The sequence below is a fragment of the Sphingomonas sp. KR3-1 genome (genome assembly GCF_040049295.1).
Taxonomy (GTDB): domain Bacteria; phylum Pseudomonadota; class Alphaproteobacteria; order Sphingomonadales; family Sphingomonadaceae; genus Sphingomonas.
The window spans coordinates 1-19247 of the sequence record NZ_JBDZDQ010000003.1; the positions used below are offsets into that span (position 1 = coordinate 1).

10 protein-coding genes and 1 tRNA gene are annotated in these 19247 nt (G+C 68.3%); 4 read left to right on the top strand and 7 right to left on the bottom strand.

Annotated features, from left to right (window positions below; translation table 11 throughout):
* Positions 1 to 10708, bottom strand: a 10708-nt coding sequence (locus tag ABLE38_RS15955) for a hypothetical protein (protein ID WP_348975233.1), incomplete at its 3' end; no start/stop codon positions are given.
* A 301-nt stretch (positions 10709 to 11009) separates the two neighbouring features.
* A tRNA-Arg gene (locus ABLE38_RS15960) sits at positions 11010 to 11086 on the bottom strand.
* 58 nt (positions 11087 to 11144) lie between these two features.
* On the opposite strand from ABLE38_RS15960, the gene ABLE38_RS15965 reads away from it, so the two are divergent.
* The 3 genes from ABLE38_RS15965 to ABLE38_RS15975 all read left to right on the top strand — a co-directional run bounded on the left by ABLE38_RS15965 (position 11145) and on the right by ABLE38_RS15975 (position 14305).
* Complete coding sequence (locus tag ABLE38_RS15965; protein WP_348975234.1) at positions 11145 to 11894, top strand: queuosine precursor transporter; 750 nt, start codon at positions 11145 to 11147, stop codon at positions 11892 to 11894.
* 83 nt (positions 11895 to 11977) lie between these two features.
* Positions 11978 to 12805, top strand: coding sequence for a lysophospholipase (locus ABLE38_RS15970; RefSeq protein WP_348975235.1), 828 nt, complete (start codon positions 11978 to 11980; stop codon positions 12803 to 12805).
* 159 nt (positions 12806 to 12964) lie between these two features.
* Positions 12965 to 14305: a methyl-accepting chemotaxis protein gene (locus ABLE38_RS15975; protein WP_348975236.1), complete on the top strand. Its 1341-nt coding sequence runs from the start codon at positions 12965 to 12967 to the stop codon at positions 14303 to 14305.
* 85 nt (positions 14306 to 14390) lie between these two features.
* Here ABLE38_RS15975 and purQ read toward each other — a convergent pair whose 3' ends face one another.
* From purQ to ABLE38_RS16000, 5 genes are all read right to left on the bottom strand, one after another.
* Positions 14391 to 15056 (bottom strand): phosphoribosylformylglycinamidine synthase subunit PurQ, encoded by a 666-nt coding sequence (gene purQ, locus ABLE38_RS15980; RefSeq protein WP_348975237.1) that lies wholly within the window; start codon positions 15054 to 15056, stop codon positions 14391 to 14393.
* Complete coding sequence (purS, locus tag ABLE38_RS15985) at positions 15053 to 15283, bottom strand: phosphoribosylformylglycinamidine synthase subunit PurS (protein WP_348975238.1); 231 nt, start codon at positions 15281 to 15283, stop codon at positions 15053 to 15055. Before purS ends, purQ begins: the two co-directional genes overlap by 4 nt.
* A 309-nt stretch (positions 15284 to 15592) precedes the next feature.
* Positions 15593 to 16372 (bottom strand): phosphoribosylaminoimidazolesuccinocarboxamide synthase, encoded by a 780-nt coding sequence (purC, locus tag ABLE38_RS15990; protein ID WP_348975239.1) that lies wholly within the window; start codon positions 16370 to 16372, stop codon positions 15593 to 15595.
* 190 nt (positions 16373 to 16562) lie between these two features.
* Positions 16563 to 17468, bottom strand: coding sequence for a hypothetical protein (locus ABLE38_RS15995; RefSeq protein ID WP_348975240.1), 906 nt, complete (start codon positions 17466 to 17468; stop codon positions 16563 to 16565).
* A 172-nt stretch (positions 17469 to 17640) separates the two neighbouring features.
* Positions 17641 to 17958, bottom strand: a complete 318-nt coding sequence (locus tag ABLE38_RS16000) for a UrcA family protein (RefSeq protein ID WP_348975241.1) — start codon at positions 17956 to 17958, stop codon at positions 17641 to 17643.
* Between the two features lie 114 nt (positions 17959 to 18072).
* On the opposite strand from ABLE38_RS16000, the gene ABLE38_RS16005 reads away from it, so the two are divergent.
* A complete protein-coding gene (locus ABLE38_RS16005) occupies positions 18073 to 19008 on the top strand; it encodes a LysR substrate-binding domain-containing protein (protein WP_348975242.1) in 936 nt (311 codons plus the stop codon).
* Positions 19009 to 19247 lie beyond the last annotated feature (239 nt).

Sequence of the window (19247 nt, forward strand, 5' to 3'; positions counted from 1 at the left end):
TCGCCGCGCCCAGCGCCAGCGTGCCGCCATTGACCGCGACGGCCGTCGCCGCCGACGTGCCGTTCAGCACCGAGCTGCCGCCCAGGTTGAAGACCGTGCCCGTGCCCAGATTGGCGTTCACCGCCGCGCCGGTCAGGTCATATTCGGCAGCGGTGAGCGTGCCGGTGCCGGCCAGCGTGCCGTTCAGCGCGAGCGCGCCGACGGTATCGTTGAACGCGCCCAGGTCGAGCGTCGCGCCGGTATTGACTGCAACCGTGCCGGTGTCGGCGAGGCGATTGGCCGCGCCCAGCGCCAGCGTGCCCGCCTGCACCGAGACGTTGCCGCCAGCGGTGCCGTTCAGCACCGAGCTGCCGCCCAGGTTGAAGACCGTGCCCGTGCCGAGGTTGGCGTTCACCGTCGCGCCGGTCAGCTGAACCTGCGCGGCGGTCAGCGTGCCGCTGCCGGCCAGCGTGCCGTTCAGCGCGAGCAGGCCAACCGTGTCGTTGAACGCGGCGACGTCGAGCGTCGCGCCGGTGTCGACCACCACGGTGGCTGCATCGGCCAGGCGGTTCGAGGCGCCGAGCGCCAGCGTGCCGCCCAGGACCCGGACGTCGGTCGCTGCCGCAGTGCCGGCCAGCGTCGAGACGCCGTCGAGCTGGAACAGGATGCCCGCACCGAGATTGCCGGTCACGCTCGCATTGTGCAGCGCATATTGGCTCGCGCTCAGCGTGCCGGTGCCGTTCAGCGTCCCGCTCAGGTCCAGCGTCGCGACCGTGTCGCTGTTGGCGCCGAGGTCCACCGTGCCGCTCGTCTGGACGATCAGCGTCGACGCATCCGCCAGCGCGTTCGACGCGCCGAGCGTGAGCGTGCCCGCGACGATCGTCTGGCCGGTATAGGCATTGGCGCCAGCCAGGGTCACGCCGGCACCGCTGGCGATGGCGAGATTGCCGCTGCCCGCGATCGTGCCGCCGAAGCTGCCACTCGCGCCGGTCAGGACCAGCGTGTTCGCGCCGATCTGGACGGTGCCGGTGCCGGCCAGGGTGCCGATCGTCTGGTCGCTCAGGATCTGGAAGGTGCCCCGCGCTGCGATGGTCACCAGCGCGCCGTCGCCGACTGCGCTGTCCGTCGAAGCGGCAAGCGTGCCCGCGTTGATCTGCCAGCCCGCGTTCGCGCTGTCGGTGCCGGTGAGCGTCCACACGCCCGTGCCGTTCATCGTGCGGCTCTCGAAATTGGCCGTGGTGCTGATATCGAGGCTGGCATTGCCGGTGCCCGCGAGCACCAGGCCGTCGATGCCGGCGCCGCCGTCGAAGGTCGAGCCCGCGCCGATCGTCGCGCCGCTGTCGAGGGTCAGCGTGTCGTTGCCGCCGCCCAGGGTCACCGCGCCCGTATAGTTGCCCGCGACCGTGATGATCGAGGCAGCCGTGCCGCCGACCACGATCGCGCCGGCCGTCGTCGAGCCGAACTGCAGGTCGATCGCCGTCGCGCCGTTGCTGGAGATCGCACCGCCACCGCCGCCGATCGTGCCGCCGGCCTGGTTGGTGAAGGCCAGCGCGCCGGTGGAGCTGATGCCCCAGCCGCTGACGCCGGTGCCGCCCTGGATGCTGCCCGCGTTGGCGATCGTGCCGCCGGCGCCAAGGCTGATGGCGGCGTCGGTGAAGGTGTTGTGGATCGTGCCGGCGTTGATGATGTTCGCGCCGCCATTGGCGACGATCGTGCTCTTGCCCTGGATCGTCGCGCCCACGGCGTTGTCGAGGGTCAGCGCGCCGCTCGCGGTAATTGCCGAGCCGAATCCCGCGCCGGTGATCGTGCCGCCGGTCTGGTTGGCGACCGTCATCATCCCGGTGCCGTTGTTGACGATGGAGCCGTTGATCGCGCCACTGTTGGTGACGTTGGTCGCGGCCGCGCCGGTGCCGAGGATCCGACCCGAGACCGTGCCGCTGTTGCCGAACGTACCGCCGTTCGACAGCGTCACGCTGGTGCCGCCCGAAGCGCTCAGCGTGCCGGTGTTGGCAACCGCCGAGCCGTCGAGCACGACGATGCCGCCCGCCACGTTGCTGGTGCCGGTGAAGGTCAGCGTCCCGGTGGTCGGGAGACCGGAGACGTTCACCTTGCCGCTGCCGGAGATGTTCTGCGTCACCGTGCCCGAGAAGGACTGGTCATAGGCCAGCGTGCCGTTGGCGACGATGGCGCTGCCCGAGATCGTGTCGCTGGCGCCCTGGAGGGTGGCGCCGGCGTTGATCGTGGTCGTGCCCGTCCAGCTGTTCAGGCCGTTGGTGAGGATGATCGTGCCCTGGCCGCCGATGACCAGGTCCTGGTTCGGGTCGACGCCCGCGCCGGTGCCGGTGGTGATCGCGCCGGTCAGCGTGGCGACTACGCCCGCATCGGTGTTCAGCGTCGACGGGTTCGCCGAGGAAGGGGTGGCGACCTCGAGGCTGATGTCGTTGGCATAATTGCCCGTCGCCCCGAAGGTCGCGGTCGGATCGATCATGTGGATCGTGCCCGAGCCGAACGCGCCTGCGGTGTCCGCACGGATGTTGCCGCCGTCGACATAGATGTCGCCGCTATTGCCCTCGGTGCCGCTGAAGGTGACGGTGCCGCCGTTCTGCGCATAGATGTCGGCGTCGGGCGAGGCGCTCGGGCCGGTGACGGTCACGTCGCCCGAGGTGAAGCCGAACTTCTCGAAGCCGGTGAAATTGGCGAGCGTGACGGTGGTGTTGGTGCCCGACCCGAAATTGCCGTTGAGCGTGTCGATGCCGGCGCCGCCGTTCACCATGCCGGTGATCGTGCCGCCATAATAGTTGAACACGTCGTCGCCGTCGCCAAGGTCCGCGCCGGTCAGCGAGCTGCCGGCATTCATGGTCACGGTGTCGATGCCGGTGCCGGTCGAGACATAGCTGCCGTCCAGCGCGCCATCGATCACCAGGGTGCGCGCGCCGTCGCCGGTCGAGACGATGTCGCCGGTCGTGGTCGAGCCGGCCAGCAGGTTGAGGTTGATCGTGCCCGCGCCGCCCAGCGCCATCGCGCCGGCGCCGCCGCCGGTGATCGTGCCGCTGTTGTCGATCGTCGCGTCGCCGCCGACGATCTCGATGCCCCAGCCCGTCGTGCTGCTGCTGCCGCCCTGGATGCTGCCCGCGTTGGTGACGGTGCCGCCCTCGACCAGGCGTACGGCGGCGTCGGTATCGGTGCCGATCGTGCCGGTGGCCTGGTTGGTGAGGGTGAGGGTGCCCAGCTCGGCGTTCACGCCATATTGCGCGCTGGTGATCGAGCCGCTGTTGGTGACGGTGAAGGTTCCGCCCGTGGCCTGCAGCCAGAGGCCGGTGCTGGCGTCGATCGAGCCGGTGTTGGTGATCGTGGCGCCGCCCTGGGCGGCGATGCCCCAGGCGCCGGCGCTCCCGACCGCGGTGATCGTGCCGCTGTTGGTGACGGTGCTGCCCGCACCGACCGTGACGCCGTTGTCGACCGTCGCGGTGATCGTCCCGGCGTTGATCACGGTGCCGTTCGTGCCGAGCGCCACGCCGCGCTGGCCGGTGACGACCGAGTCCGCGCCTTGGTTCTCGAAGATGCTGCCCGTGCCGGTCATGCCGACCGCGGCGTTGTAGTTGGCGCCGGTGATCACGCCGGTGATGGTGCCGCTGTTGACCGTGTGCGCGCCCGCGCCCTGCATCCAGACGACCGAGTAGTTGCCCGAGGGGTTGGCTACCTCGATCGTGCCGGTGTTCGCCAGATAGTTGTCGCTGCCGAACAGGTTGAGCGCCGCACCGGATCCGGTTGCGCGCATCGTGCCGTCGTTGAAGACGCTTGTGGCGGCCGAGCTGCCGGTCACGCCGAAGGCGCTGAAGGACACGGTGCTGCCCGCCGCGACGTTCACCGTGGCGTTGGCGCCGGACACGGTCACCGCGGTGCCGTTGACCGTCCAGTTCGCTGCATTGGACGCGGTGCCGAGAGTCAGCTCGGTGCCGGCCGTAAGCGTCCAGCCGGCCTGGCCGCTCTGCGTGCCGATCAGCGTCAGGTCGCCCGCGCGCAGATACTGCGCCTCGAAGCCCGTGAGGCTGGCGAGGTTGAGCGTGGCAACGCCGATATTGGCGTTGAAGGTGTCGACGCCCGCGCCGCCGTCAGCGCTGGTGAAGGCGCCGCCGCGCCAGTTGAGCGTGTCGATGCCATCGCCCAGGTTGATCGCGCCGTTGGTGGTCGAGCCGGCGTTGAGCGTCACCGTGTCGTTGAAGTTGCCGACCAGGTTGATCGCGGCGCCATTGCCGCTGATCGTGCCCGAGTTGACGATGGTGGTCGCACCCAGGCTGTAGACGCCGATATTGGTGGCCGAGCCCGTGGCCGAGATGCTGGCCAGCGCATCGTTGGTGACGGTTCCGCCCTGCAGCAGGCGGATGCCCGTGCCGGTGTCCGTCGCGCTGTTGTTGCGGTTGCCGCCGGTGATTACCGCGCCGCCGTAATTGTGCACGGTGCCGGCGCGCTGCAGCTCGATCGCGGCATAATTGTTCGCGCTGATCGTGCCGTAATTCTCGACATTCACCGCGCCGGCGCCGTTGCCGAACACGCCGTCCGACTGTCCCGAGATGCGCCCGCCCGCACGATTGGTGACCGTGCCGCCGGCGATGCGGATCGCGTCCACGCCGGTAACTGTGGCGGCGCCACCCAGCGCGTTGCCGGCGACGCTGCCGGTGAGGATGCGGCCGCTATTGTCGATGCTGTTCGACAGGCTTGCGTTGGTGGCGGCAACGGCGACCCCCGTGCCCACGATGTCGCCGCTGTTGGTGAGCGTCAGCACGCCGGAGAGATTGATCGCCGTGTTGGAGGTGCCGATCAGGCCGGCATTGCCGATCGTGACCGCGCCGCTCGAGGCGATCGTGTTGGCTGCCGCGCCGCCGCGAATGATGCCGCTCGCATTGTTGGTGATCGTGCCATTGCCGAGCACGATCGCCGCGCCGAGCGCACCGGCGGTGAAGGTGGTCCCCGAGACCGTGCCCGTGCCGATCGTGCCGCTGTTGGTGATCGTCGCGCTGCCCGCGGCGTTGATGCCGTTGGTCTGGCCGACGATGAGGCCGCTATTGCCGGTAAGCGTGAAGGTGCCGCCGGTATAGATGCCCTGGTCGAGGCCCTTGATGACGCCGGCATTGCTGACGGTGAGCGCCGCATCGACGTTCAGGATGCCGCTGCCGCTGCCGGCAGTGACATTGCCCCGGCCGTCGATGACGCCGGTGGCGTAGTTGTTTACGGTCAGCGCCCCCGTGCCGGGCAGGTTCTCGATGCCGTCGCGCAGGCTGCCGGTGATCGCGCCGTAATTGTTCACTGTCAGCGCGCCCGTGGCATTCGCCACGCGGAAGATTCCGTCGTTGCTGCCCAGGATCGAGGCGCTGCTGTTGCCCGCGGAGCCGTTGGTGATCGTGGTGGTGCCGCTGGTCGAGGTGATGCCGATGGCGGCGCCATAGCCGTTGTCGCCGCCGGCGCCGCTGTTGGTGATCGCGCCGAGGTTGGTGAGGTTGTTGCCGGTGCCGTTGATCTGGAGGCCGAGATACTGGCCGCCAGCGACCGAACCGGTCGAGGCGACCGTCAGCGCCACTGAGCTACCGCCCAGCGTCACTGCACTGGCGCTCGCGCCGCTGCGCGCGCCCGCCAGCGTGACGGTGCCGCCATTGCCGTTGGCCAGGATCGTGCCGCTGGTGGTGATCGCGCCGCTCAGCGTCTCGGTGCCGATCGCGCGGACCGTGGCGCCGCCGCTGATCGCGCTGGCGAAGTTGTAATTGTCGGAGCGCGAGAAGACGACCTGCGAGCTCGGGCCGGTCGAGATAGCGCCCGTGATCGTGCCGTTGGTGCCGCCGTCGCCGACCTGGAGGGTGACGCCCGAGCTGATGCTGGTGCCGCCGGTGAAGCTGTTGGCGCCGAACAGCGCGACGGTGCCGCCGCCGTCGATCTGCAGCCCGCCGCTGCCCGAGATGCCGGCGTTGACCGTGCCGACAAAGCCCTGCGAGTACCAGAGCGTGCCATTGTCGACGATGCTGCCGCCCGAGAGCGTCTGGGTAGTGCCGAACAGCGTGGTGCCGGCATCGATCGTGGTCGTGCCGGTCCAGCTGTTGAGCGCGTTGGTCAGGATGAAGAAGTTGCCGCCCCGGAAGGTGACGTCCTGCGCCGCGGCGTTCGGCTGGAGGTTGGCGTTGATCCCCGCGCTGGTGGTGATCGTGCCCGACAGGGTGATGTTGCCGCCGGAGGTGTTCTGGAAGATTGTCGGGTCGGCGCTCGCCGGCGCCGCGACGTCGAGCAGGAAGGGGTTGGAATAGGTGCCGGCCGCCGCGAACTGGACGGTCGGATCGACCATGTGGACCGTCGCGGTGCCGAACGCGCCGGCGCTGGCGGCAACGACCGTGGCGCCGTTGACATAGATCGAGCCGGACAAGCCGCTGGTGCCGTTGAAGATCAGCGTGCCCGCGGCGGTGCCGCTGGAGCCGGCGTTGATGCGCATTGCAGGCGTGATCGCCGAGCCGGAAAGCGTCCATGTGCCGGCATCGAGCTTGGTCAGCGTCTCCAGGCCGCTCGCGGAAAGGAGCGAGAAGCTGCCTGCCTGCGCGCCGGTGCCGGTGCCACGCAGCACCAGCGTGTCATTGCCGCTGCCGAGGTCGATCGCGCCATAGACGGCCGCGGCCAGCGTGCCGGCATTCTGCAGCGTCAGGCTGCCCGTCGCGCCGCTCACCGGATCGGTATAGCTCTGCGTGACTGCGCTGCCGTTCACCTGGCCGGTGTAGATCGCCAGAATGTCGTTGCCGCTGCCGGTGTGGATCGTGCCGGTGGTCGAGCCGGCGAACAGGTTGATCGTTGCTGCCTGCGTTCCGGAGCCCAGCACGCCACCGCCGCCTCCGGTCAGCGAGCCGTAATTGTTGAGCGTGCCGCCGACCTTGAGCTGGACGCCGACACCGACGGTCCCATCGCTGCCGCCGGCGATCGTGCCGCCCGCCGCGTTGGTCAGCGTGCCGCCGCCCGCGAGAACAATGCCGCTATAGGTCGGCGCGGTGATTGCGCCGGCGTTGAGGATGTTCGCCGCACTCGTCGACCAGACGGTATCCAGGCTCCCGCTACCGGTGCCGAGCGTCCCGAGCGTGCCGGTGTTGACCAGCGTCAGCGCGCCCTCGCTTCGGACCGCCGCGGAGGCGGAGAGGATGTTGCCCGAGTTGAAGACCGAGACCGCGCTTCCCCGGACGCCATAGGCGTCACCGCCCGAGCTATAGTTTCCGCCCGCGTCGATCGTGCCGCTGCCGATCGTGCCGGTGTTGGAAAGCTTCAACAGACCGTTGCCGAACACCACCGCGTTGTTGCTGCCGACGATCTTGCCGGCGTTGGTAACGGTCAATGCGCCGGTGCCGGTGTTGAAGGCGCCGTAGGAGCCGGCGCCATAGACGATCGAGGCGGTGCCGAGATTGTTGAGCGTGAAGGTGCCCGTGCCGGTGATCTGGCCCGCGCCCGCCGCGGTGCCGTCGATGCGGCCGTAATTGGTCACGGTAAGGGCGTTGACGCCGCTGTTGTTGATGGCCGACCCAGCCGAGGCGCGGATCAGCGCGCTGGTATGCGTGGCGTCACCATTGGCGATCGTGCCGCCGCCGACGAGCGAAATTGCCAGGGCTACCTGCCCGGTGATGCTGCCGGTGTTGGTGATCGCCACCGCCAACGAGCCGCTGGAGCGCACCGCCGCGATGGCGTTGGTGGCGTCGCTGCCGCCCGTGATCGTGCCGCTGTTGTCGAGCGAGCCGCCGAGCGCGAAGGTGATCGCGCTGAACAGGGTCGGCGCGATCGTGCCGGTGTTGGTGATCGTCATCGCGCCGCTGGTTGATTGGATGCCGGTGCCCACCGAATTGATCGTGCCGGCATTCGAGATCGTCGTGGCGGTGGAACTGTTGTTGAAGATACCGTTCTGGCTGCCGCCGATGACGCCGCCGGCCAGAATCGACGCCGTGGCGCCATTGCGCAGTTCGAGCGCCTGGCCGTTGAGCGACGCGCCGAGCGTGCCCGCGACCGCCACCGAGCCGCCGGTAGCGAGCCACCCATAGCCGCTGGTCCGCGAGCCGGTGAGCGTCAGCGCGCCCGACTGGTGGATATAGTTTTCGAAGCCGGTGAGGAGGGGCAGGTTCAGCGAGCCGGTGCCGCTCGTGCCGAGCGCGCTGATGAACACGTCGTTGGTGCCGGCGCCGGCGTCGATCGCGCCGGTGATCGAGCCGCCCTGCCAGGTGAAGGTGTCGTTCGCCGAGCCGAAGGTCGCGGCCTGCATCGATCCGGTGGCGGCGAGGGTGAAGTTCTGGGCCCCGGTGGCAGTGCCGGCATTGTAGTTGCCGTTGAGCGCGCCCGCGACCACCGTGGTCACCGCGCCGCTGTCTTCGACGAAGATGTTGCCGACCACGGTCGAGCCGGCGTTGAGGTTCAGCGTCTGCGCGCCGGTCGAGCTCAGGCGGATTGCGCCTGTCGCGCCCGCGGCGCCGATCCTGCCGCCGAAATTGTTGGTGATCGTGGCGCTGCCGGCATCGATGCTGATGCCATAGCCGAAGGTGGCGTCGGTGCCGCCGATGATCAGGCCGCCATTGTTGTTGGTGATCGCATGCGTGCCGGCGGCATTGATGTAGATGCCCGCTGCCGAGCCGGCGCCCTGGTTGGTCTGGATCGTGCCGCTGTTGGTGACGGTCAGGTTGCCGGACTGCTGGTTGATACCGTCGATCGCGCCGGTGATCGTGGCGGCGTTGTTGACCGTCGCGGCGCCCGCGGTGTTGTAGATACCCCAATGGCCGATGAGGGACTTGCCGCTCGAGGTGTTGAGCGTCGCGCCGGCGCCCATGCGCACTGCCGCGCTGCTCGCGTCCGCAGTGACGTTGCCGAGCGTCACGGTGGTACCCGCATCGATATCGACGCCACCATTGGCGGTGAGCGCACCGGAGAGCGTGGCGTTCGACGAGACGCGAACCGTGCCGTTGCCGCCGACGGCGTTGGAAACCGTGCCCGTGCGGTTGACCTTGAACACGCCGTTGCTCGCCAGCGTGACAGCGCCGGCGACCGAGCCGGTCGCGCCGCCATTGCCGAGCTGCAGCGTGCTGCCGGTCACGGTGGTGGTGCCGGCATAGGTGTTGGCGCCGGTCAGCACGAGCGTGCCGCCGCCGGTCAGCGAGACCGCCGCACCCGCGCCGGTGCCGGCCGTATAGCCGCCGCCGACGAGGCTCGTCGCCGAATCGTCGGCGATCGTGTCGCCGATCGTCGTGGTGCCGGTGACATTGAAGCCGGTGGTGGTGCCCGTGGTCAGGAACAGTGCCGAGCCGGCGGCCGCGCCGTCACCCACCGTGCCCGTGGCACCGCCGGTGCCGCCGGTCGTCGTGCCGCCGGTGAAATTGGTGCTGCCCGAGACCGTGAACGAGCCGCTGCGCACGAACACCGCGCCGCCGGCGCCCAGGCCGCCGCCGCCGGTCGCGCTGGTGCCCGAACCCGCGCCCGCGCCACCGGTGCCTGGGGTCGCGCCGCCGCCGGCACCACCGCCGCCGCCGAAGCCGCCATTGCCGCCATTGCCGCTGCCGGTACCGCTGATGATGTAGCCATAACCGCCTGCACCACCGCCGCCAAAGCCGCCATTGCCGGCATTATAGGCGTAATAACCGCCGCCCCCGCCGCCAAAGTCACCGCCATTGCCGCCCGCGCCAGCACCGGCGCTGCCGCCGCCGCCGCCGCCGATCCCGCCACTGGTGCCGCCGGCATTGTTGCTGCCGCCCGTGCCGCCGCCGCTGTTATAGCCGGCGCCGCCGCCGCCGCCGCCCTGGTGGTCGCCGCCAGCGCCGCCATGGGCGCCGCCGCCACCGCCGCCGCCGCCATAGTTGACGGTGGCGCCACCGGTCTGGGTGACGAGGTTGCCGCCCGCGCCGCCATTGGTGCCGGCGCTGCCATTGGCATTCGCGCTACCCGCACCGCCGCCGCCGCCCGGACCGGCGCCGCCGGCACCGGCATCCGTCCCGTTGGGATTGCCGTTGAAAAGCTGCGAGCCGCCGCCGCCGCCGCCGCCGCTATAGCCGCCGCCGCCGCCGCCCGCATTGCCGCCCTGACCGCCCGAGCCGCCCAGGCCGCCGCCACCGCCGCCGCCGCTGCCGTTGCTGTTCAGGGCCGCGCCGTTGCCGCCTGCCGCCGCATTGCCGCTGAACGCGACGTCGGTCGCCGTCACATTGCCGCTGTTGACGAAGATCGCGCCGCCGGCACCCATGCCGCCGGCGCCACCGCCCACGCCGCCATTGCCACCCTGCGCCTTGCCGTTGGCAAGCACGAGCCCGGTGAAGTTCACCGCGCCGGTGCCCGCATCGACGAAGAACAGGCGATACTGGGTGTTGCCGCTGATCGTGAAGGTGTTGCCCGCCGCGCTCTGGATCGTCGTCGCAGCCGTGACCACGGGCAGCAGGTTGAAGATCGTGATGTTTGCGCCGACCACGATCGTCGAGCCCGGATTGCCGTTCGCAGCGACGATCGCCGAGGCGAGCTCGGCCTCGGTCGTCGCGGTATAGGTGGTCGGCACGGGGCTGGGCGAGGGCGTGGGCGGCGGGGTCGGCGCGGGCGAGCCGCTGCCACCGCCGCCGCCGCTGCACGGATCCGGCGTGGGCGTGCCTTCGACGGGGAGGAACGTGCACGCCACGACCTGGGCGTGCGCGGCGGTTCCGGTCAGAGAGACGCCGATCAGCGCGGTCGAGGCGAGCAACGCCTTTCGCAGCAGCATTTCCCGCCCAACCCGCGACGAAGCCATCTTGGACGCACGCGCGCCGTTGCTGCGGTTAACCATGATCTTGGAAGCCCCCGAAAAAGGTAGTGCCGCCTAGGTCATGTTACGTGAGTGCAACGTCTTGGCGGTAAATGCTTTTTTCACCTTACCCGAGTGCCGCCCATTTCTCTTGAACGGGTGTGTCAGCGCTTGTTCGTGCGTGTCATCTTTACGATACCTTCGCTGATTTTTTTGCGTTTGGCGGCGCGCGAGGGCCGTAAAGATGAGGGGAGGGGCCGAAGCCGAGTCGTGCAGGAAATGGCGCGCCCGGCTGGATTCGAACCAGCGACCACGAGCTTAGAAGGCACGTGCTCTATCCAACTGAGCTACGGGCGCGCACGGCCTCGCCCTAGCGTGGATTGCGCGGCAGCGGAACCGGCATCATAATTGCCGCATGAGCCAGGGGGACGCGAAGCCGGCGCAGGTCGCCGCGAACACGCTGCGGGGCGGGCATTTCCGCTACTACGACTTCGTCATGGCCGCCTTCGTCGCGATCATCCTGCTGTCGAACGTGCTCGGCGCGGGCAAGGTCTCCCAGGTCTGGCTGCCGCTTTACAACGGCTATTGGCCGTTCGGCGCCGGCATCCTGTTCTTCCCGATCTCCTATGTCATCGGCGACGTGCTGACCGAGGTCTATGGCTATGCTCGCGCCCGCCGGGTGATCTGGGCGGGGACCGGCGCGGTGCTGTTCATGGCGTTCATGTCCTGGGTGGTTGTGGCACTTCCGCCGGCACCGAGCTGGGGCAACCAGGCCGCCTATGAGACGATCTTCGGCCAGGTGCCGCGCATTGTCCTCGCCTCGGTTTGCGCCTTCTGGGCGGGCGAGTTCGTCAACAGCTATGTCCTGGCGCGGATGAAGCTGCTGACCGGTGGCAAGATGCTCTGGACCCGCACGATCGGCTCGACGATCGCGGGCGAGGGCATCGACAGCCTGATCTTCTATCCGCTGGCATTCCTGGGCGCGGAGGGCTGGACCAGCGCGCTGGTCATCCAGGTGCTCTTCACCCAATGGGCGCTCAAGGTCGCCTGGGAAGTGATCCTCACGCCCGTCACTTATCTGGTCGTCGGCTTCCTCAAGCGCCGCGAGGGCGTCGACGTGTTCGATACCGACACCAACTTCACGCCCTTCGCCACCCGGGTATAGGCGCCGCGTCTACCCGAAGGAGTAGCTGACGCAGCGCCGCATCGCTGGCATCCTCCGCGCGAATCTTCGGAAAAGGGCAGGGCATGACCGCGACGGAAGAGACCTTCGGCAGCACCGATCACATCAACATCTTCCTGCGCAGCTGGCTGCCCGAGGGCGATCCGCGCGCCGTGGTGGTGATTTGCCACGGATTCAATTCGCACAGCGGCCAGTATCAGTGGGTCGCCGAGCAGTTCGTCGCGAAGGGCTATGCCGTCTACGCCGCCGATCTGCGCGGGCGCGGGCGCTCGGATGGCGAGCGCTTCTATGTCGAGAAGATCTCCGAATATACCGACGATCTCGGCGGGGCGATCGCGATCGCCAAGTCGCGCCACCCCGGGCTCAAGACCTTCCTGCTCGGCCACAGCGCCGGCGGCGTCACCAGCGCCACCTATGTGCTCGACCATCAGGACCAGCTCGCCGGCTTCATCTGCGAGGACTTCGCCTTCCAGGTGCCCGCGCCCAGCTTCGCGCTCGCGGCGATCAAGGGGCTCAGCCACATCGCGCCGCATCTCGGCGTGCTCAAGCTCAAGAACGAGGATTTCTCGCGCGACCCGGCGCATGTCGCGATGCTCAACGCCGATCCCTATATCAAGGACGAGAACCAGCCGGCGGCTACGGTCGCGGCGCTGGTCCGCGCCGACGAGCGGCTGCACGATGCATTCCCGACGATCACCCTCCCGCTGCTGATCCTGCACGGCACCGGGGATCGGGCGACCGTCTACCACGGCAGCGAATTCTTCCAGCAGACCGCGGGATCAAGCGACAAGACGCTCAAGCTCTATGAAGGTCACTATCATGACCTCCTCGCCGATCTCGGCAAGGAAAGCGTGATGCGCGATATAATCGATTGGATCGATGCGCGCGTGTAATGTCCTGATGTGGCGCGAAATTACGGGATTTGCGTAATTGCTATCAAAATGGATATTTTTCTCTACAGATAATTGAGGTGGCGGCAAAAGCTGCGTCGGCGTTCTCTATAATTGGCAAGTGGGCAACCATATTGTTGCCAACTCGCTGAGAGAATTCCCATGCACTGGTTTACCGCCAACGCGCCTATCCGCCTCAAGCTGCTGATCGTCGTTATCGCGATGACGACGCTCGTCGCGCTCACGCCGCACGCCATCCTGATCGCGCCGGACAGCGCTATCTGGGTCGGCCTGGTCGCTACGCTCGTTGCCGCCGCAACCGGCATGTGGTGCCGCCATGCGATCGCCACGCCCTATGTCACCACTGTGGTGCGCATGGAGGCCCTGGCTGCCGGCGACCTCGACAGCCCGATCCAGTACACCGAGTACAAGGATTGCGTCGGCCGCATGACCAAGGCGATGCACACTTTCCGCGACAATGCCCGGGCGCAGATCCTCGCGAACCAGGAAGCGGAAAAGCATGGCGAGATCGTGCGCGGCATGACCGCCAATCTGCGCAAGCTCGCCGAGGGCGACCTGACCGCCGACATCACCGAGAATTATCCGGCCGCCTATGCCGGCCTGCGCGACAATTTCAACGCCGCGCTCGGCTCGCTGCGCACGCTGCTCGGCGCCGTGACCGAGAGCACCGTCGCGATCCGCGGCGGCTCGGGCGAGATCGCCCAGGCCTCCGAAACGCTGGCCCGCCGCACCGAAGCCAATGCCGCCAGCCTCGAGCAGGCCACTGCTGCGATCAGCCAGATGGACGAGCGCCTGCGCGCGACCGCCGCGGCTGCCGGCCGCACCGTGGCGCGCGCCGATGGCGCCACCGCCACCGTCTCGGGCGGCCGCGAAGTCGTCGATGAGGCCGTGCAGGCGATGAACCGCGTCAATGACAGCGCCAAGGGCATCGACTCGGTCATCGAGGGTCTCGACAAGATCGCCTTCCAGACGCGCGTTCTCGCGATGAACGCCGCCGTCGAGGCCGGCCGCGCCGGCGAGGCCGGCCGCGGCTTCGCCGTCGTCGCTGATCTCGTCTCCGCGCTCGCGATGCGCGCCGAGGAAGAGGCGGGCCGCGCCCGCGAGCAGCTCACCGCCACCCAGGTCGACATCGTCGCCGCGGTGGAGATGGTCCAGAAGGTCGATGGCGCGCTCGCGCATATCGCCGAGGACGTCGAGGGCGTGCACAGCCTGCTCAACCAGATGGCGTCGGACAACCAGGCCCAGTCGACTGCGATCAGCGAGATCAGCAGCACGGTCAGCACGATGGACCAGTCGACCCAGCAGAACGCCGCGATGGTCGAGGAAACCTCGGCCGCCGCGCGCAACCTCACCGTCGAGGTCGCGACGCTCGCGGAGCAGGCTGCGCGCTTCCGCACGACGGGCGCTGGCCGCCCGATCTCCTATCCGGCACCGGGCCTCGCCGCCTCGTCGGCGCGCGAGCACGCGTTCGCGATGAACTGAACGGTTGCATTAAGCTGAAGCGAAGTAGGCTTCGGACAGGGCGGTCGCGGCGTATCTCGCGGCCGCCCTTTTTCGTCTGCGCGGCTTAGGCGACTGCTTCGAGCAGGCCCTCGAACATCCGGCGGCCGTCGGTGCCGCCATGCGCGGCTTCGATGCGGCGCTCGGGGTGCGGCATCATGCCCAGCACATTGCCTGCTTTGTTGAGCACGCCGGCGATGTTGCGGGCCGAGCCGTTGATGTCCGCGGCATAGCGGAACGCCACCCGGCCTTCGCCCTCGAGCGCGTCGAGCGTCTCGGCATCGGCGAAGTAATTGCCGTCGTGATGCGCCACAGGGATCGTGATCTGCTCGCCCGAGCGATAGCCCGAAGTGAAGATCGACTGCGAATTGTCCACGGTCAGCGGCACGTCGCGGCAGACGAAGTTGAGGCCCGAGTTGCGCATCAGCGCGCCGGGCAGCAGCCCGGTCTCGGTGAGCACCTGGAAGCCGTTGCAGATGCCGATCACCGGCATGCCCTTGTCGGCCGCCTCGACCACGGCCTTGACGACCGGGGAGCGTGCCGCGATCGCGCCGCAGCGCAGGTAATCGCCGTACGAGAAGCCGCCGGGCAGGGCGATCAGGCCTAGCCCAGAGGGCAGCTCGCTCTCGCCGTGCCACACCATGTGCGGCTTCACCCCCGTCACCGCCTCCAGCGCGACTGCGATGTCGCGATCGCAGTTGGAGCCCGGGAAGACGATGACTGCGGTCTTCACAGCGTTTCCACCCGGTAGTTTTCGATCACCGTGTTGGCGAGCAGCTTGCGGCACATCTCGTCGATGGCCTCGTCGCTGGTGCCGTCGGCGAGCTCGAGCTCGAAGATCTTGCCGGCGCGCACATCCTCGACGCCCTCGAAGCCGAGGCCGCCCAAAGCGTGCTGGATGGCCTTGCCCTGGGGGTCGAGCACGCCGTTCTTCAAGGTGACGATGATGCGGAGCTTCATGGGCAGCGCCTATGGCGCGGAGCGCGCCGGGCTGCAACCCCATCCGGGTGCGATGCTGTGAGAGAATGCCGTCATCCCGGCGAAAGCCGGGGCCTCAGGCGGCTCCAGTCCACTCGTCACCCCGGCCTTGTGCCGGGGTCCACCGGGAGGCGTGTCATGGACACGAGGCGAAAGGGCATTGCGTGCCGCGCAGTGGGCCCCGGCACAAGGCCGGGGTGACAATAGAGGTGCGGCCCCGTTCGCGCGCCAGCTCCCGAGGACCCGGCTTTCGCCGGGATGACGGTATCGGCTTGGGGTTAGCGGTAGGGCTTACTTCCCCCGGCGCTTCCGGTGGCTCTCGAGGTCCAGCACCGCCGAATCCTCGCCCTCCGGGAACAGGCCCAGCCGGCGCGCGACTTCCTGATAGGCTTCGACTTCGCCGCCCAGGTCGCGCCGGAAGCGGTCCTTGTCGAGCTTCTCGCCGGTTGCCATGTCCCACAGGCGGCAGCCGTCGGGGCTGATCTCGTCGGCCAGGATGATCCGGCCGTAATCATTGTCCCAGATCCGGCCGAACTCGAGCTTGAAGTCGACCAGGCGGATGCCGATTCCCGCGAACAGGCCCGAGAGGAAGTCGTTCACGCGGATGGCCATGTCGGCCATGTCGTGCAGCTCTTCCTGGCTCGCCCAGCCGAAGCACAGGATGTGCTCGTCGGTGACCATCGGGTCGCCGAGCGCGTCGTCCTTGTAGTAATATTCGACGATCGTGCGCGGCAGCGGGGTGCCTTCCTCGATGCCGAGCTTCTTTGCCAGGCTGCCGGCGACGACGTTGCGCACCACCACTTCGATCGGGACGATCTCGACCTGGCGAATCAGCTGCTCGCGCATGTTGAGGCGGCGGATGAAGTGAGTCGGGATGCCGATGCCGGCGAGCAGCGTGAAGACATGCTCGCTGATGCGGTTGTTCAGCACGCCCTTGCCGTTGATCGTGCCCTTTTTCTGGGCATTGAAGGCGGTCGCGTCGTCCTTGAAATACTGGATCAGCGTACCGGGTTCGGGACCCTCGTAGAGGATCTTAGCCTTGCCTTCGTAAATCTGCCGGCGGCGTGCCATCGGGTGCTCGTTCCCCTGGAAAGTCATTGCCCCGGCGGCGCGGGGAATCCGCGCGGTGCCGGGGCGAGAGGCGCGCTATACCCAAAGGGGTCTCGGCGCGCAATCAGGCATCCTCGTTAACGGGCGTCAAACCGGCACGGTGCAGCCGGCGCAGGCGGGGAGGCGTCTGCCGTCCCCGCCTGCCAAAGGATCAGTGCGCGTGCTCGTCCTCGTCGTCGCGCGAGAACCAGCGCTGGATCAGGTTGCGGTTGTCGCTGCGCGTGCGGTGCTCGTGCCCGTCATGATCATAGCTGTCGTCGTGCCGCGGCTCGACATCGGGGCCAACGGCGCGGCCATGGATGATCCAGCGCAGGATCAGCACCACCACCAGCATCAGCAGGCACCACGGCCCGATGCTGGCGAGCACCTGGACCAGCTGGGCCACCGAATTTTCCAGCGTCGCGCCGGCCGCGTGGAAATTCGCCTCGGACGAGCCGAGCCCGGTAAGCGCGCTGCTCGATTCATAGGTGAACAGCATCGGCGCATTGGCCAGCGTCTGCCCCTGGCTCGCCTCCACCTCGGCGATCGTCGACAGCGCGTTCTGGATGCGGGCGGCGCGCGCCTGGCCCTCGGGCGTGGCGGTGGCGCGGGCATTCTGCAGCTGGTCCTGCAGCCGCTTCACCACTGCGACGCTGCGCGCGGTCGCGGTCGAGTCGGCGCCGGTGATCTCGGTGTCGGTCAGCACGCCGTCCGATCCGGTGACGTTCTTGGTCACCGCGTCGCCGAACGCGCGCGCGATCGAAGGATCGATGCGGATGGTCAGCACCGCGCGGGTCTTGTTGCTGTCGTCCACCTTGTAGCGCATCGCCAGGATGCGGCAGCGCGCCGATCCCATCCGGTCGCAGGCGTCGGCATTGGACTGGAGCACGCCCTTCACCCGGGCGCCGGGCAGGCGATAGGCATAGCGATAGTCGAAGCCCGTGCCGGTCGAGGCGAATGCCTCCGCATTGGCCGCCGAGGCGAAATCGGCCTGGCCCTTGCCGTCGGCGGGCGTCCGGTTGATGTCATCGCATCCCGCGAGCAGCACGAATGCCGCCAATGCCCAAACGACTCGCATCGGGTTCTCCCTGTTCCTTGCCCAAGGAGTAACCATATTTTGTTGCAGTCCCAACCCGGCTGGATCGCACCGGCTTTCCCTTTTCGGGATGGCGTCCCGCAATATCAGCAAGGCTTATGGGTCGGCGGGCGGCGTTGCAGGCCGCCCGCCTCTTCGCCACGCGAGGGATCACTCAACGTACGGCGGAGATCCGGACAACTGCGCTGCCGTGCTGCGCGAGTGCCTGCTCGCGGGCCACGGTGATCTGCTTTTCGGCCGAGGCACGGCAGCGCAGCCCCTGGGGGGAGGGGGTGACGAAGCCCGGCCGCGCGGTCGGGCAAACGGTGTCGAGCGCAGCAGCCAGGCGACGGTCGAGCGTCTGGCGGCCGGCATCGGTGGAAAGGTCGAGATCGGCATAGCGCACGTGCACGCTCGCCCCGGCCTGCTGGGCGGATGCGGGTGCGGCGGCGGATGCGGCGAGCAGCGACAGGGCGATCAGGGACTTTATCATGGCTTCCTCCTGGGGTGATGCGCCATGCTTGGCACCCGGTTCATTTGCGCCGGAACGCCGCGCCAGGCCAACAAATCATTGGCACCCACACATAAGTCATGCTTATATATCGCGATGCGCCGTCTTCCGCCCCTTGCCGCCGTCCGCGTGTTCGAGGCGGCCGCGCGCCACGGCAACTTCACCCGCGCCGCCGAAGAGCTGGGGATGACCCAGGCGGCGGTCAGCTATCAGATGAAGCTGCTCGAGGAGCGGGTGGGGGCGCCGCTATTCGCGCGCAGCGGCCGCGGCATCATGCTCACCGATACCGGCCGGCGGATCGCGCCGCAGATCACCGGCGCGTTCGATGCGATGGGCGAGGCGTTCGCCGCGGTCCATGCCGAGAGCGAGAGCGTGATCAGCATCACCGCGCCGCGCACGCTCGCCACCAACTGGCTGGCGAGCCGGCTCGGCTCGTTCCAGCTCGCCCGCCCCGATCTCGCGGTGCGGCTGCATGTCGGGGACGAGATGGTCGATCTCGCCGCGGGCGAAGCCGATATCGGGCTGCGCGGCGCGTCGGGGCCGATGCCCGGTCTGTGTTGCCACTTCCTGATGCGGATGCCGGTGACCCCGCTCGCCAGCCCGGCCTTCCTCGCCAAGCACCCGCCGGTGCGCACGCCCGCCGATCTGCTCGATCTGCCCAGGCTCACCTATCGAGACGATTGGTGGGACCTGTGGTTCGCCGCCGCGATGGGCGAGGCGCCGGACACCAGCCAGGTCGGCATCCGCTTCGATTCGCAGATCCTCGACGGCAACGCCGCGATCGCCGGCCACGGCTTCGCGATCCTCAGCCCGCCGATGTGGCAGCCGGCGATCGATGCCGGGCAGCTCGTCCAGCCGCTCCCCCAGGTCGCCCAATATCGCAACAGCTTCTGGCTGATGTACGCCGAGGGCAAGCGCAACCAGCCCAAGATCCGCGCCTTTCGCGACTGGGTGCTGGAGGAAGTGCGCGTCGCGCTGCGCGACGATCCCTGGGGTGCCGGCATGCCGCCCCGGGAATGCGGCGGGGAATAGGGCATGGACGAGGTTGCGTTGCGTAGCGATCCGGGCTGGCAATGTTGGAAATGTTCTGCTTTGGTTCCGGAATGACCCCTGGCTTCGAACCAACTGCCCCTGCCGCGCCCCGGCTGCGCTTCCCGCACCCGCGTAGCGAGTCAAGGGATTCAACATTTTCCGGTGCGTATTTCGATCAAATCCAGGAAAATCAAAAACTTATACTTTCAACCAATCGGTTGAGCATCCGGGCGCTCAAC

Excerpts from the sequence above, each read along its gene's own strand:
- ABLE38_RS15965 (WP_348975234.1), top strand. The coding sequence starts at position 11,145 with ATGAGCCAGGGGGACGCGAAGCCGGCGCAGGTCGCCGCGAACACGCTG.
- ABLE38_RS15970 (WP_348975235.1), top strand. The coding sequence starts at position 11,978 with ATGACCGCGACGGAAGAGACCTTCGGCAGCACCGATCACATCAACATC.
- ABLE38_RS15975 (WP_348975236.1), top strand. The coding sequence starts at position 12,965 with ATGCACTGGTTTACCGCCAACGCGCCTATCCGCCTCAAGCTGCTGATC.
- purS (WP_348975238.1), bottom strand. The coding sequence starts at position 15,283 with ATGAAGCTCCGCATCATCGTCACCTTGAAGAACGGCGTGCTCGACCCC.
- purC (WP_348975239.1), bottom strand. The coding sequence starts at position 16,372 with ATGGCACGCCGCCGGCAGATTTACGAAGGCAAGGCTAAGATCCTCTAC.
- ABLE38_RS15995 (WP_348975240.1), bottom strand. The coding sequence starts at position 17,468 with ATGCGAGTCGTTTGGGCATTGGCGGCATTCGTGCTGCTCGCGGGATGC.
- ABLE38_RS16000 (WP_348975241.1), bottom strand. The coding sequence starts at position 17,958 with ATGATAAAGTCCCTGATCGCCCTGTCGCTGCTCGCCGCATCCGCCGCC.
- ABLE38_RS16005 (WP_348975242.1), top strand. The coding sequence starts at position 18,073 with ATGCGCCGTCTTCCGCCCCTTGCCGCCGTCCGCGTGTTCGAGGCGGCC.